General features: G+C 65.4%; 14 protein-coding genes and 1 pseudogene. 13 read left to right on the top strand and 2 right to left on the bottom strand.

All coding sequences use genetic code 11. The features are described 5' to 3' along the window. Positions 1–3 precede the first annotated feature (3 nt). The 8 genes and pseudogenes from MVA47_RS15445 to MVA47_RS15480 all read left to right on the top strand — a co-directional run bounded on the left by MVA47_RS15445 (position 4) and on the right by MVA47_RS15480 (position 10,417). Positions 4–504, top strand: a complete 501-nt coding sequence (locus MVA47_RS15445; protein ID WP_247208569.1) for a dihydrofolate reductase — start codon at positions 4–6, stop codon at positions 502–504. Further along, positions 501–1,745 carry a winged helix-turn-helix domain-containing protein gene (locus MVA47_RS15450; protein ID WP_247208570.1) on the top strand — a complete coding sequence of 415 codons (1,245 nt, stop codon included), beginning with the start codon at positions 501–503 and terminating at the stop codon, positions 1,743–1,745. Before MVA47_RS15445 ends, MVA47_RS15450 begins: the two co-directional genes overlap by 4 nt. A 79-nt stretch (positions 1,746–1,824) precedes the next feature. Then, complete coding sequence (gene thyX, locus MVA47_RS15455) at positions 1,825–2,577, top strand: FAD-dependent thymidylate synthase (protein WP_062797859.1); 753 nt, start codon at positions 1,825–1,827, stop codon at positions 2,575–2,577. Between the two features lie 80 nt (positions 2,578–2,657). Next, positions 2,658–3,562 (top strand): annotated as a pseudogene (gene dapA / locus MVA47_RS15460) (4-hydroxy-tetrahydrodipicolinate synthase). Continuing rightward, on the top strand, positions 3,559–5,568 hold the full coding sequence (locus MVA47_RS15465) for a ribonuclease J (RefSeq protein ID WP_247208571.1): 2,010 nt from the start codon (positions 3,559–3,561) through the stop codon (positions 5,566–5,568). The pseudogene dapA and the gene MVA47_RS15465 overlap by 4 nt, the downstream one beginning before the upstream one ends. A 27-nt stretch (positions 5,569–5,595) precedes the next feature. Next, positions 5,596–6,216: a TIGR03085 family metal-binding protein gene (locus MVA47_RS15470; RefSeq protein WP_247208572.1), complete on the top strand. Its 621-nt coding sequence runs from the start codon at positions 5,596–5,598 to the stop codon at positions 6,214–6,216. Between the two features lie 79 nt (positions 6,217–6,295). Continuing rightward, entirely contained in the window at positions 6,296–9,112 is a 2,817-nt protein-coding gene (locus MVA47_RS15475; RefSeq protein ID WP_247208573.1) for a DNA translocase FtsK, read from the top strand. Between the two features lie 282 nt (positions 9,113–9,394). Then, a complete protein-coding gene (locus tag MVA47_RS15480; protein ID WP_247208574.1) occupies positions 9,395–10,417 on the top strand; it encodes a TerC family protein in 1,023 nt (340 codons plus the stop codon). On the opposite strand, the gene MVA47_RS15485 is transcribed toward MVA47_RS15480, so the two are convergent. Both MVA47_RS15485 and MVA47_RS15490 read right to left on the bottom strand, forming a co-directional pair. Beyond that, a complete protein-coding gene (locus MVA47_RS15485) occupies positions 10,389–10,673 on the bottom strand; it encodes a YciI family protein (protein WP_247208575.1) in 285 nt (94 codons plus the stop codon). The two genes, MVA47_RS15480 and MVA47_RS15485, sit on opposite strands and share 29 nt — an antisense overlap. Before the next feature lie 11 nt (positions 10,674–10,684). Then, the gene (locus MVA47_RS15490) at positions 10,685–11,269 is read right to left on the bottom strand and encodes an amino-acid N-acetyltransferase (RefSeq protein ID WP_247208576.1); all 585 of its coding nucleotides are present in this window, start codon (positions 11,267–11,269) and stop codon (positions 10,685–10,687) included. Positions 11,270–11,416: 147 nt separating this feature from the next. Here MVA47_RS15490 and pgsA point away from each other — a divergent pair, with 147 nt between their 5' ends. From pgsA to MVA47_RS15515, 5 genes are all read left to right on the top strand, one after another. Beyond that, positions 11,417–12,079, top strand: a complete 663-nt coding sequence (gene pgsA / locus MVA47_RS15495) for a CDP-diacylglycerol--glycerol-3-phosphate 3-phosphatidyltransferase (RefSeq protein WP_247208577.1) — start codon at positions 11,417–11,419, stop codon at positions 12,077–12,079. A 190-nt stretch (positions 12,080–12,269) separates the two neighbouring features. Then, the gene (locus tag MVA47_RS15500; RefSeq protein WP_023959688.1) at positions 12,270–12,599 is read left to right on the top strand and encodes a helix-turn-helix domain-containing protein; all 330 of its coding nucleotides are present in this window, start codon (positions 12,270–12,272) and stop codon (positions 12,597–12,599) included. An 84-nt stretch (positions 12,600–12,683) separates the two neighbouring features. Next, positions 12,684–13,487 (top strand): phage shock protein PspA, encoded by an 804-nt coding sequence (pspA, locus tag MVA47_RS15505; RefSeq protein ID WP_023959686.1) that lies wholly within the window; start codon positions 12,684–12,686, stop codon positions 13,485–13,487. Positions 13,488–13,598: 111 nt separating this feature from the next. Beyond that, entirely contained in the window at positions 13,599–13,772 is a 174-nt protein-coding gene (locus tag MVA47_RS15510; protein ID WP_169805145.1) for a hypothetical protein, read from the top strand. A gap of 21 nt (positions 13,773–13,793) precedes the next feature. Then, the gene (locus MVA47_RS15515) at positions 13,794–14,957 is read left to right on the top strand and encodes a glycosyltransferase (protein WP_247208578.1); all 1,164 of its coding nucleotides are present in this window, start codon (positions 13,794–13,796) and stop codon (positions 14,955–14,957) included. Positions 14,958–14,960 lie beyond the last annotated feature (3 nt).

The raw sequence follows: 14,960 nt of genomic DNA on the forward strand, positions 1-14,960 counted from the left end.
CCGATGACAATCGCACTCATCTGGGCTCAGGCTGCCGACGGGGCAATCGGTCGTGGTGGCGACATACCGTGGCATCTGCCCGAGGACCAACGGTACTTTCGGCAGATCACCGGCGGGCACCCGGTGGTGATGGGGCGGCGTACCTGGGATTCCCTCCCGGCTCGCTTCCGTCCTCTGCCGGGTAGGGCCAATCTTGTTGTCACCCGCAATGCTCAATGGTCCGCAGACGGGGCGCAGACCCACCCGACCGTGCGCGACGCCCTTGACGCCGGACTCCACCTCGACGACACGGTCTTTGTCATGGGTGGTGGTGAGATCTACCGCGCAGCAATGGAATCGGCGCACGAGGCGTATGTCACCGAGATCGACCTCGAGGTGTCTGATGCCGACACCTGGGCGCCCGCGATCGATCCCGGCCGATGGGTGCTGGAATCCGACGGAGGCTGGCTCGAGTCGCCCACCGGTGTCCGCTATCGATTCCTTCGGTACTCGGCGTCGCCGTGACAACCGTTCGACGAACCCGGGCTGAATCGCTGTCGGCGGCGCAGGCACGCAGAATCGCCCTTGCCGCACAGGGTTTCGCGGACCGCCGACCAGCGGGTCCGGTGACCCGGCGTCACCTGCAGCGCGTCCTGGACCGAATCCGCCTGTTCCAGATGGACTCGGTCAGCGTGGCCGTACGGGCTCACTACATGCCGCTGTACAGCCGGCTCGGTTTCTACGATCGCGGCCTCCTCGAACAGGCCGCGTGGGAACCCACCGCCCGTCGTCCCGCGCTCTTGGCCGAGTACTGGGCACACGAAGCCGCACTGATTCCCATCGAGCATTGGCCGCTCTTCCGTTGGCGGATGGACGATTTCCAGCACGGGCGCTACAGGGAAGCAGTCGGTGACCCACAAGCCGCCGCGATGCGCACGCAGATCCGCGAAGCGGTCGCCGAGTTGGGGCCCTGCACGAGCGGGATGCTCGAAGATCATCTCGGCCACGCGAAGCGGACGCGCAAAGGCACCTGGTGGGACCGCAGCCACGTGAAGTACCTGTGCGAGGTGATGTTCGCTGCGGGTGAGCTGGCTGCGGTGCGACGCAGTGGCTTCGCCAGGTATTACGACCTCACCGAGAACATCGTCGGGGAGCACGCCGAGGTCACCGTGCCTCGGGACGAGGCAATCCGCGAATTGGTCGCCGGTTCGGTGACCGCGCTCGGTGTCGGCACCGAGGTCGACATCCGCGATTACTACCGTCTCAAGCCGCAGGCGGCCCGCGAGGCACTGGACGATCTCGTCGCCGCCGGGCGTGTTCAGCAGGTGGAGGTCGAGGGCTGGGCGAAGCCGGCATTCCTCGACCCCGCCGCGCGACTACCGCGAAAGGTCGAACGTACGGCCCTGCTCAGCCCGTTCGATTCGTTGGTGTTCTTCAGGCCCCGTACCGAGCGGCTGTTCGATTTCCACTACCGGATCGAGATCTACGTTCCCGAGGCCAAGCGCGTGCACGGCTATTACGTCTTCCCGTATCTGATGGGCGAGCGGCTCGTGGCTCGGGTGGACCTCAAGACCGACCGGGCAGGTGATCAGTTGTTGGTCCTCGGCGCGTTCTGTGAGAGCCGGGCCGATCCGTTGGAGGTGGCCGCCGCGTTGGCCGCGGACCTGCTGGACATGGCACAGTGGCTCGGCGTCAGCAGGATCGAGGTCGGTTCGCGGGGCGATCTGGCAGCCTCTCTCACCGCCGCCGTGCACGCTCGACTCTGAACCCGTCCTCGGCCCGACCATCGGGTCCGGGGCGGTGAAGGGGACAATCGGTGCTCCAACACGAAGAAAGAGGAATGCGGTGTCCGAACTGGTGCCATTGAAGGTGCAACTGGTGGCGAAGTCGTCGTTCGACCCGCCGACCGACGTGCCGTGGACCACAGATGCGGACGGCGGTGAAGCCCTCGTCGAGTTCGCCGGGCGCGCCTGTTACCAGAGTTGGGACAAGCCGAATCCGCGGACCGCGACCAACGCCGGATATCTGCGTCACATCCTCGAAGTCGGGCATCTGTCACTGCTCGAACACGCCACGGTCACGTTCTACATCTCGGGGATCTCCCGGTCGTGCACCCACGAGCTGATCCGCCACCGACACTTCTCCTATTCGCAGCTGTCGCAACGCTTTGTGCCCGAACATGATTCGAATGTCGTCTGCCCTCCGGCGATCCGGGGCGACGCCGAACTCGAAGCCCTGTTCGTCTCGGCCACCGATGCCAGCCGCGCGGCCTACGCCGAACTGCTGACGGCACTCGAAGAGAAGTTCTCCGATGTGCCCAACAACATCCTGCGGCGTAAGCAGGCCCGTCAGGCCGCACGTGCGGTCCTGCCGAACGCCACGGAGACCAAGATCGTCGTCACCGGCAACTACCGCGCCTGGCGGCACTTCATCGGTATGCGGGCCACCGAACACGCCGACGTGGAGATCCGTCAGCTGGCCATCGAGTGCCTGCGTCAGCTGCTCGATATCGCCCCAACCGTGTTCGGGGACTTCGAGATCGGGCGGCTCTCCGATGGGTCGGAAGTGGCGACGTCTCCGTTTGTCCTGGAGGGGTGAGAGTCGGGCCGAGCCCGGCCGACCTCTGACGGCGCCGCGGATGCGGGATCGGCACAGGGCCTCCGGTAACCTTAGCCACCATGACCACCGGTGAGACGCAACCGCAGAGCTTCCCTTTCGGGACTGTCAGTGTTGCCATGGTTACCCCGTTCACCGTCGATGGAAAGCTCGACCTGGACCGGGCCGGCGAACTCGCCGTGAAGCTCGTGGACGGCGGGTGTGACGGGCTGGTGGTCTCCGGGACCACCGGCGAGTCTCCGACGACGACGCCCGCTGAGAAACTCGATCTGCTCAAGACTGTGCTCGCCGCGGTCGGCGACCGGGCCCGCATCGTGCAGGGCGCCGGTAGTTACGACACGCGCGAAAGCGTCTGGTTCGCGAAAGAGGCGGCAGCACTCGGCGCGCACGGCCTCCTGGTGGTGACTCCGTACTACTCGAGGCCGCCGCAGACCGGACTGCTCGCACACTTCACAGCGGTCGCCGATGCCACCGACCTACCGGTGATGCTCTACGACATCCCGCCGCGCTCGGTGGTGCCGATCGAACACCGCACACTGCTCGAACTCTCGCGCCACCCGAACATCGTCGGTGTCAAGGATGCCAAGGGCGATCTGAACTCGGCGGCGTCGTTGATGACCGACACCGGGCTGCAGTACCTGTCCGGAGAAGACGCGCTGAACCTGCCCTGGCTGTCGATCGGCGCGGCGGGGTACGTCAGCGTCATCGGGCACCTGGTACCCGATCGGCTGCGCGACATGCTCGACGCGGTGAACAAAGGCGACCTGGTCCGCGCCCGCGAACTGAACGTGTCGATGATCCCGCTCGTCAATGCGATGGGCCGACTCGGCGGCGTCACGATGGTCAAGGCCGCACTGCGCATCCTCGGTCTCGATGTCGGAGACCCGAGGCTGCCGCAGGTGCCGCCACCGGCCCCCAGATCGAAGCCCTGATCGCCGATCTGCGCGTCGCGAAGGTGCTGTCATGACCTCACAGTCCGGCGCTGAATCCGCCGAGCCAGCCCGCCGCCGGGGACGAGTCATCCGAAAGGCCGGACCGCCGGCAGAGCCCCGTGTAGAGAAAATCGAGTCGAAGCAACCTGTGGCCAAAGCCCAAGAACCCGTGAACAACCCGCAATCCGCTCCTTCTGCTCCGAGGGAACAGTCGGCGCCGGCGACCAAGGCCCCGAAGGCCGCCGGTTCGAACACCTCCGGCAACAAGCGGCCTTCGCGAGACCGCAAAGGCGGCGGACGCAAAGCCGTCGCAGACAAGCGGTCCGAGCCGAAGATCGTTGATCCCACCGAGAAACTCGGGGTTCCGCGGCGGCTGCCGGCCGGTGGCCTGCGGGTCGTCGCCCTCGGCGGCATCGGTGAAATCGGCAGGAACATGACCGTTTTCGAGTACGACGGGCGTCTGCTCATCGTCGACTGCGGTGTGCTCTTCCCCGAGGACGCCCAGCCCGGTGTCGACCTGATCCTTCCTGATTTCCGGTACATCGAAGACCGCATCGACGACGTCGAGGCGATCATCCTCACCCACGGCCACGAGGACCACATCGGTGCGGTCCCGTTCCTGTTGCGACTGCGTCCGCAGATCCCCGTCATCGGGTCGAAGTTCACCCTCGCCCTGCTCGCTGCCAAGTGCCGCGAACATCGCCAGCGTCCGAAACTGGTCGAGGTCGTCGAGGGCGAGAAAACAACGCACGGACCTTTCGAATGCGAATATTTTGCGGTCAACCACTCGATCCCCGATGCTCTCGCGGTGGCGATCCGGACCGGCGCAGGCGTTGTTCTGCACACCGGTGACATCAAGCTCGACCAGCTGCCGCTGGACGGCAGGCTCACCGACCTCGCAGGGTTCAGCCGCCTCGGCGACGAAGGCGTCGACCTCTTCCTCGTCGACTCGACCAACGCCGAGGTACCCGGGTTCGTCACACCGGAGCGCCAGATCGGTGGGGTGCTCGACCAGGTGATCGGCAAGGCCCGTCAGCGCGTGATCGTCGCCTCGTTCGCCAGCCATGTGCACCGCATCCAGCAGGTCGTCGATGTGGCCCACACACACGGGCGCCGGGTGACCTTCGTCGGACGCTCGATGGTTCGCAACATGCAGATCGCCCAGGAGCTCGGCTACCTGCGGGTGCCCGACGGTGTGGTGGTCGATCTCGACACGGCCGCAACACTTCCCGACCACAAGCTGGTCCTGATCTCCACCGGATCGCAGGGCGAACCGCTGTCGGCACTGTCACGGATGGCTCGCGGTGAGCATCGGCAGATCAACATCCGCGCGGATGACCTGGTCGTCTTGGCGTCCTCGCTGATCCCGGGCAACGAGAACTCGGTGTTCGCGGTGGTCAACGGCCTGGCGCGCCGCGGGGCGACCGTGGTCACCCAACAGAGCGCCAAGGTGCACGTGTCGGGTCACGCATCGGCCGGTGAGCTGCTCTACCTCTACAACGCCGTCCGGCCCTCCAATGTGATGCCCGTGCACGGTGAGTGGCGGCATCTTCGCGCCAACGCAGCACTGGCGGTTGCCACCGGCGTCAAGCCGGAGGCCGTGGTCCTCGCCGAGGACGGTGTGGTGGTGGATCTGATCGATGGTCGCGCCCAGATTACCGGCCGTGTCCCTGTCGGCTACGTCTACGTCGACGGACTCTCGGTGGGAGACGTGGGGGAGTCGACGCTGTCGGAGCGTTTGGTGCTCGGCGAAGGCGGCTTCATCGCGATCGCCGTGGTGATCGACGCCGACACCGGCCGGGCGATCAATCCGGCCGAGGTTTCCGGACGAGGATTCTCGGATGATCCGACCGCGCTGAAAGAGGCGGGCGACCTCGTCGATCAGGCGTTGGCGCAGATGGCGGTCGAACGCGTCACGGACACTCATCGGATCGCCCAGACGATTCGTCGTGTGGTGGGTCGCTGGGTCGCCGACAAGTACCGGCGACGCCCCATGATCGTGCCGACCGTGATGACCGTCAGCGAGTCTTCGACGGACTGACGACGCCGCACCTCATAGGGTGTGTGCATGACCATTGCCCGAGATGAACGCGCCGCGCTGGTGTCCACCCTGCGCAGCGTCGGCCCCGATGCCCCGACGCTGTGCGAAGGGTGGACCACCCGAGACCTGACCGCTCACATGATCGTCCGCGAGTACCGGCTCGATGCGATGCCCGGCATCCTCGTCCCGGCGCTGGCGGGCCGGACCCGATCGGCCCAGGACCAGGCCGCGCGCGACGACTGGGACGCGATGCTCGCCAAGTTCGCGGCGGGTCCTCCGCTGTACTCGCCGCTCAAGCTGGTGGACCGCTTCGCCAACGTGACAGAGATGTTCGTCCACCACGAGGACGTCCGGCGTGCGGGCGGACCCTGGGAACCCAGAGACCTCGACCCGGCAACCGAGAAAGCGATTCGGGTACCGCTCAAGGCGATGGGGAAGCGCGCGATCGCGAAGTCGCCCGCCACCGTTGAGATGATCACCACCGACGGAGAGAAACTGGCCACCGGCGGCCGGGGGCCGCAGGTCACGGTGACCGGTGGTCCCCTCGAGCTGCTGCTGTTCGCGTTCGGGCGTCACGAGACACTGGTCGAATACGCCGGCGACGCCGATGCTGTCGCTGCGGTCAAATCGGCCAAACGCGGACTCTAGCGTTTCGATTTCAACACATAGCCCGATACGCGTGTTGCAGATGAGGTAGCTGTGACAGTTGCCGACTAGGCTGTCAGCCATGGCAACCAAGTCCACCGCCCGTCGTTCTGGTGCGTCGGGTCGTAGTTCCGCGCGCTCCGGCGCCGCCCCGGCCAAGAAGGCCGGTGCCACCAAGGCTGCACCCCGGAAGGCCTCTCCCAAGAAGGGGTCGTCGGCGGGCGCCGGGAGCCGCACAAAGCCGGCGCAGAAGGCTGCGAGCCGGCCGTCCACCCGCACGTCGGCTGGAGCGAAGCGCGCCCCCACCACGCGTTCCGGCGCAACATCTCGTGCCTCGGCCCGCCCGCGCAAGTCCGTGGTGAAGTCCGTTGGCAGCGGCGTCGGCGCCGGGTGGGGTCTGCTCGCCAAGGGTGTCGGCGCGATGGCACGCGCCGGCTCACGCAGTGGCGATCCCGACTACGACGAGCGCGTGTACGGAGCCGACGACGGATGGGACGAGGGCGGGGACGCGGACGGATCGTTCTCCCCGCGACCTGAGCACCCTCACACACAGGGACGCGACGGTGTTGCGCTCGTGATGATCGCACTGTCGATCGTCGTGGTCGCGTCGGTGTGGTTCAGCGCGGGCGGCCCGGTGGGTGCTTTCGTGGACTCGGCGACTCGCGCGCTGATCGGGTCGGCTGCGGTACTTCTCCCGATCGTTCTCCTGGTGGGCGGTTTCATCCTGATGCGTCACGGACCCGATCCCTCGGGTCGCGCTCGGCGCATCGGCGCAGGCCTGCTCATCGCGTTGCCCATCGTCGGGCTGTGGCACATCTTTGCCGGTGCACCCACGGACTTCTCCGAGCGACAGCACGCCGGCGGATTCTTCGGAATGGCCGCAGGTGGTCCGCTGACCGACGGCCTGACGGCGTGGTTGTCGGTGCCGATCCTCCTGCTCTGCCTGGCCTTCGGGCTCTTGCTCCTGTCCGGTCTCACGGTGCGTGAACTGGTCGACGTCACCCGTGCCTACCTCGGGCTCGGTGTCGACGACCACTGGGACGAAGACGTGGACGACGACGAAGACGGTGGTTACGCAGACACAGCTTTCGGCGATCCGTACGACAACTATCCGCCCGACGACAACGCGACCCGGGCGACCGAAACTCTGCGACGGCCGGCGCGTCGACGCCAGTCCACTGCGGTCACGGCGGGTGAGGCACTGACCGAACCCATCATCGAAGACGAGCCGGTGCCTGCTGCCGTGACCGAAGCGCTGAGCACACCGCCGGTCGGCGCCCAGCCGGTCCGCAAGCGCGCGATGCCCAAACCTGCGCCGAAACCGGTGCGGCCCGAGCCCGAGCCCGAACCTGATCTCGACTCCGGCAGCGGCCACGATGCACTGGTCGTCGACAAGGCCGTGGAAGGTGACTACCGGCTTCCGCCGGCCAGCCTGCTGATCGAGGGTGACCCGCCCAAGCTCGGCAGCGCGGCCAACGACGAGATGATCGACCGCATCTCGGCAGTCCTGGAGCAGTTCAAGATCGACGCGGCCGTCACGGGGTTCACCCGGGGGCCGACGGTCACGCGGTACGAGGTGGAACTCGGACCAGGTGTGAAGGTGGAGAAGATCACCGCCTTGCAGCGCAACATCTCGTACGCTGCGGCAACCGACAACGTGCGGCTGCTGGCACCCATCCCGGGTAAGTCCGCGGTGGGGATCGAGGTCCCCAACAGCGACCGCGAGATGGTGCGGCTCGCCGACGTCCTGACCGCCGGGTCGACGCGCAAGGACAAGCACCCGCTGGTCATCGGTCTGGGTAAAGACATCGAAGGTGATTTCGTCACCGCCAACCTCGCGAAGATGCCCCACTTGCTCGTCGCCGGTTCCACCGGTTCCGGTAAGTCGAGCTTCGTCAACTCGATGCTGGTCTCGCTGTTGACCCGGGCCACTCCCGACGAGGTACGGATGATCCTCATCGACCCCAAGATGGTCGAGCTCACCCCTTACGAGGGCATCCCGCACCTGATCACCCCGATCATCACGCAGCCGAAGAAAGCTGCCGCGGCACTCGCGTGGCTCGTGGAGGAGATGGAGCAGCGCTACCAGGACATGAAGTCTTCGCGCGTTCGTCACATCGACGACTTCAACAGCAAGGTGCGCTCGGGGGAGATCTCCACACCGCTGGGATCGGAGCGGGTCTACAAGCCGTATCCGTACATCCTCGCCATCGTGGACGAGCTCGCCGATTTGATGATGACCGCTCCGCGTGATGTGGAGGACGCCATCGTCCGTATCACCCAGAAGGCGCGTGCCGCTGGTATCCACCTCGTGCTGGCCACGCAGCGGCCGTCCGTCGACGTGGTGACAGGTCTGATCAAGACCAACGTCCCGTCGCGGCTGGCGTTCGCCACCTCGTCGCTCACCGATTCCCGGGTCATCCTGGATCAACCGGGCGCCGAGAAGCTGATCGGTATGGGCGACGGACTCTTCCTCCCGATGGGCGCGAGCAAACCCATACGTATGCAGGGTGCGTTCATCACCGACGAAGAGATCCAGGCCGTCGTCGACTTCGCCAAGGACCAGAGCGAACCGGACTACACCGAGGGTGTGACGGCTCAGAAGGTCTCGGACAAGAAGGACATCGACTCCGATATCGGCGGCGATCTCGACGACCTGCTGCAGGCGATCGAACTGGTCGTGTCCAGTCAGTTCGGCTCGACGTCCATGCTGCAACGCAAACTGCGCGTCGGATTCGCCAAGGCCGGACGGCTGATGGATCTGATGGAGACCAGGGGAGTGGTCGGACCCTCCGAGGGTTCGAAGGCACGAGATGTGCTCGTCAAACCCGAAGACCTGGCCGGGGTGATCGCCTCGATCACGGGCGGCGGTGACACGTCGGACGACGCGGACGATTAGCCGTACCCATTTCGTTGCGGTGGCCGTTTTGTTGTGTTGGCAAAGTCTCACCAGCCGAAAAGTCTGACCGGGTGATGTCACGGGGGTCGCAGCGTAACTGCGCTGTGACCGCCGGAACATGCTCTGCTGCAGGAGAATCCCAGACGTAGCCGTTCATGCCTCGGGTCTGGCCCACACCTGCACTGCGAGGGCGGAGTGGGCGACGGTATCAGTGTGTCCGTGGCCGGTTCGATCCTTCGGTAAAGTGGTCTTTACTTTTCCGAAACTGCTGCTGGAGGCTGCGTGGACGTATCACCACTCGTGTGGATTATCACCTGTCTGGTGATCCTGGGACTCTTCATATTCGACTTCTTCGCCCACGTGAGAACCCCACACGCTCCCTCGTTGAAGGAATCAGGCTCGTGGTCGGCCGTGTACATCGCGCTCGCCCTGATCTTCGGTGGCTTCGTGTGGTGGAAATGGGGTGGCACCTCGGGCACCGAGTACTACGCCGGATTCATCACAGAGAAGGCGCTGTCGGTCGACAACCTCTTCGTTTTTGTCATCATCATGGCGAAGTTCGCGGTACCGCGTGAATACCAGCAGAAGGTTCTGCTCTTGGGCATCGTGATGGCCCTGGTGATGCGCGGTGCTTTCATCGCCGTCGGTGCGGCCGCCATCAACGCTTACTCGTGGGTCTTCTACCTCTTCGGTGCATTCCTCATCTACACCGCGGTGAAGCTGCTGCGTGAGTCCGGGCACGAAGAAGAGGTCGAAGAGGAACGGGAAAGCCGCATCCAGCGCTTCGTGAAGAAGGCGCTCCGGACCACCGACAACTACGACCGCGACAAGCTGTTCACAAAGGAGAACGGCAAGCGCCTCGCGACCCCGATGCTCATGGTCCTGATCGTCATCGGGTTCACCGACGTCCTGTTCGCCCTGGATTCGATCCCGGCCATCTACGGTCTCACGGAGGAGCCGTACATCGTCTTCACCGCCAACGCTTTTGCGCTGATGGGTCTACGCCAGCTGTACTTCCTGCTCGGCGGCTTGCTCGACAAGCTGGTCTTCCTGTCGTTCGGACTGTCGTTCATCCTCGGCTTCATCGGCGTCAAGCTGGTGTTGCACGCTTTGCACGAGAACACGCTGTCGTTCATCAATGGCGGCGAACACGTCAAGGTGCCGGAAATCTCGACCCCGCTGTCGCTGGGCGTGATCGTCGGAACCCTCGTGATCACCACCATTGCCAGCCTGGCGAAGACGCGATTCGACGAGGGACGCGCCGACAAACAGGCGGTCAGTCAGAAAACGGACCAAAAACACTGACCCACTTGTTGATCCGGACCTCACCGACGTAGCCGGCAACCGCGAACGGGTCGGCGGCCAAGATGTCCTTGGCCGCCTGCTCGTCGGCGCAGTCGAGCAGGATCAGCGCGCCGCTTCCATCGGCGTACGGACCGGCCATCCGCACAACACCTTCGCTGTTCAGCTTCGACAGCCAGGCGCGGTGGTCGGGTCGAGTGGTGTCGCGCCCGTCGGCGAACTGGACGGGGTAGGTGTATTCGACGCTGAACAGCGGCATTGTTCGACCTTTCAGAGGTTGGCGAGCATTCGGGTGTTGCCGAGTGTGTTGGGTTTGACGTAACTGAGGTCCAGGAACTCCGCGACGCCGGCGTCATAGGAACGGCACATCTCCTCGTACACCTCGGCGGTCACCGGCGTGCCCGCGATCTCGGAGAAGCCGTGTTTGGCGAAGAAGCTGGTCTCGAAGGTGAGGACGAACACCCTAGAAAGCTGCAACTCCCGTGCCATGCCCATCAGCCGGCTGACGATCTGATGGCCGATCCCGCGCCCCGCGTAGGACTTGTCGACCGCGACCGTGCGGACCTCACCGAGGTCTGCCCACAAGACGTGGAGTGCGCCGCAGCCGACCACCGTGCCATCGATCTCGGCGACCCAGAACTCTTGGACGGCCTCATAAAGTGTCACGAGATTCTTCTCGAGCAGAATCCGTCCGGCGTACTGATCGATGAGTTCCTTGATACGGGGCACGTCAGATGTGCGGGCACGGCGCACACTCACGTCGCCTCGTGAAACGGGGGAATCGTGGTGACCGGCAAGGTCGGCCGGTCCAGATGTCGCGGCATGCTCGTGTGCCGAGCTGTCGGGAGGTGCCATGGATGAACAGTAATACGCGGGCACATCGGGGCCGGTGGGCCGTCGTCCGCGCCGGGCCGATACCCAGGGCCCTGGGCGACGGGGCCTCCGCCTATCCTGTGGTCGTGGGCATTGGGCAATTCTTATCACCGGAATCAGGTGCAGCCCGTGGCTGATCGTTTACGGCGGCAGGTGAACGAGCCGGAGCCCGACCCGATCTCTGATCCGGTCAGCACTGATGTGCCCGTGATGAACCTTGCCAATGTGCTGACGATGTTCCGCATCGTTCTCGTCCCCGTCTTCGTCGTGGTCCTGTTCATCGACGACGGCGACAACCCGTGGTGGCGCACGACGGCGTGGGGCGTGTTCGCCCTCGCCGCCGTGACGGATCACTACGACGGTCGTATCGCCCGTCAACGGGGCCTGATCACCGACTTCGGCAAACTAGCTGACCCGATCGCGGACAAGGCGCTGATCGGTTCGGCCCTGATCGGGTTGTCCGTGCTCGGTGAGCTCCCGTGGTGGGTCACCATCGTCATTCTCGCCAGGGAACTGGGCATCACCGTGCTCCGTTTCTGGGTGCTGCAACATGGCGTGATCCCGGCGAGCCGGGGCGGAAAGCTCAAGACGCTGCTCCAGGCCATCGCCATCGGACTGTTCATCCTGCCGCTGCCCGGGCCGCTGCACTGGCTGGCGATCGCCGTGATGGCCGCCGCGCTGGTGGCGACCGTCGTCACCGGTGTCGACTATGTCTGGCAGGCGCTGGCGAAGCGGGCACAGCGTCGCCGTGACGCAGCTGCCGCGCGCCGGACGGACCGAACCGGTAGGTGATCCGCGGTTCGTTCGGCATCGGGGTTCTACCGGTGTCGCTACGCGGCGATGGCCGGGATCTTCGTCTAGTCTCGACCACACGGTCGACGGACGAAGCGCTCGGGAGGATCTGCTGCACAGCGCTCGGCGGTTCGGGAACGGATTCGGCCCGTGCGGCGTTGGACTGACTGACGTGTTGAGGAGGACTCATATGGCACTGCTCCTGCGGGAAGCACTCGGTGGCAGCCTACGGCGGGTCCGGATGGATCAAGGCCGTACGTTGCGTGAGGTATCAACCAGTGCCCGGGTCAGCCTGGGTTATCTGTCGGAAGTCGAACGCGGCCAGAAGGAAGCGTCGAGCGAACTGCTGGCTGCGATCTGCGATGCGCTGGAAGTCGAGATCGCCGACGTGTTGCTCGATGTCCGCGATACGCTCCGTACCGGCCACGACCAGCCCACGACCCCGCCCACGCACACGACGATCGCCACCGAGACCAAGGTGGTCATCCCGCAGCCGGCATCGGCTCTGGCGGCTGCGTGATCGATGTCTTGTGCCGCCGGGCCGGGCCAGACGATAGATTAGATCGAGACTGCTCGGATTCGGACTTCAAGACAAGGCGGGGCAATGGCTAACCCATTCGTGAAGGCGTGGAAGTACCTGATGGCGTTCGGCAACGCCAAGATCGACGAGAACGCCGACCCGAAGATTCAGATCCAGCAGGCTATCGAGGACGCGCAGCGTCAGCACCAGGCATTGTCGCAGCAGGCTGCGGCGGTCATCGGCAACCAGCGCCAGTTGGAGATGAAGCTGAACCGTCAGCTCGAGGACATCGAACGCCTGCAGGCCAACACCCGTCAGGCGTTGACGCTGGCCGACAAGGCCGCCGCCTCCGGCGACGCCGCCAAGGCGACCGAATACACCAATGCCGCAGAGGCGTTCGCCGCTCAGCTGGTCACCGCGGAACAGAGCGTCGAGGACCTCAAGGCACTGCACGACCAGTCGCTGCAGGCGGCTGAACAGGCCAAGCGCGCGGTGGAACAGAACTCGATGACGCTGCAGCAGAAACTCTCCGAGCGCACCAAGCTGCTCAGTCAGCTCGAGCAGGCCAAGATGCAAGAGCAGGTCTCGGCATCGCTCAACCAGATGAGTGAACTCTCTGCCCCCGGCAACACGCCGAGCCTCGACCAGGTGCGGGACAAGATCGAGCGGCGCTACGCAAATGCACTGGGATCGGCCGAGTTGTCGCGCAATTCGGTTCAGGGCCGGATGCTCGAAGTGCAGCAGGCCAGCGTGCAGATGGCAGGACACTCACGTCTCGAGCAGATCCGCGCGTCCATGGCGGGCGAATCACTGGCTGCCGGAGACTCGGCCGCGACGCCGGCCGTCGACCAGGCGAAGACGAACATCGAGAAGCCGCAGGCCAACTGACGTCTCCGGGGTCAGGGTAGTCCCTGAACTTCCCCCCATCTTGGTCGTTTTCGACTGACATCGGGACCGAGCACTGGCACCGTTGAGGTCACTCGGACGACAGGAGATGTCATGTGGTGGAAAGTTCTTCTCGCGATACTTGTGGTGTGGCTGGCCTTCGGGCTGATCATGGCCGTGGTGAAGGGTCTGCTCACGGTGCTCGTGATCGGGCTCGTCGTGATCGGGATCGTCGCGGTGATCAAGTGGGCAGCTTCTGACAAGAGTTCGACCAAGATCGGTTCGTGATCGGCGGTACGGGGGACACGCGTGCGGGCAGCTCTGGTGGCAGGCTCTGACGCCGGTCATGCCTTTCCGGTGTTCGCGCTGGCGGAGTTGTTGCAGGACAACGACATCGAAGCAGTGGTGTACACGGGTTCGCGGTGGATCGAGAAGGCAACGACTCGCGGCCTCGACGTCCGAGAGCTCCCGGGTCTGACGGCGTCGGCTGCTGACGACGACACCGATGCGGGTGACAAACTCAGTGCACGCGCGGCGCGGATGAGCCTGCAACTGGCGCCGGTGCTCGCCGAACTCGAACCCGATCTGGTGGTCGGCGACGTCATCACCGTGTGCGGCGGCTGGGCCGCCGAGACGATCGGTGCCCCATGGGTGGAACTCTCGCCCCATCCGCTGTACCAACCCTCGGTGGGGCTTCCCCCTGTCGGCAGCGGCCTGGAACCGGGCACGGGCCTGTCCGGCAGGGTGCGTGATGCGCTGATGCGCGCGGCCACCGGCCGATCCATCCGAGTGGGACAACAACAGCGTGCGGCCGCCCGGGTGGGGATCGGACTCCATCCCGTGCAACCGCATCCGGGAGCGCGGCTGATCGCCACCCTTCCGGCGCTGGAGGTGCCGCGCCCGGACTGGCCCGACGGAGCCGAGGTGGTCGGCCCCCTACTGTGGGAGCCCACCGACACCGTTCTCCCACGCCCGCCCGGTGACGCCCCGTTGGTTGTCATCGCCCCGTCCACCGCGGTGACCGGTTCGACAGGTCTGGTGGAGGCGGCGCTGGCTGCCCTCGACCCGCGCGTACTAGGACGCCCGGTGCGGGCGGTGGTCTCGGGACTCGATCCCGATGTCGGTGATCTGCCGTCGTGGGCCGTGGCCGGACACGGCAGGCAAGACGAGCTCCTCCACGACGCAGCGCTCGTCATCTGCGGTGGAGGACACGGAATGCTGGCGAAGTCCATGCTGGCCGGTGTACCGCAGGTTCTCGTACCCGGAGGTGGCGATCAATGGGAGCTGGCCCAGCGTGCCCGCCGATGGGGAAGTGCCGCGGTGGTCAGGCCCACCACCGTCGAGTCGTTGGCAGCCGAGTGCCGAAAGGTGCTGGACAACAAGTCATTCACCGACGCCGCCCGGCGCGGCGCACGGACCGGTGTCGACGTTGTCGACCCGGTGGCGGTATGTGTCGGGGCAGCGCGACCCTGATCG

The sequence above is a fragment of the Williamsia sp. DF01-3 genome (assembly GCF_023051145.1).
Lineage (GTDB): Bacteria > Actinomycetota > Actinomycetes > Mycobacteriales > Mycobacteriaceae > Williamsia.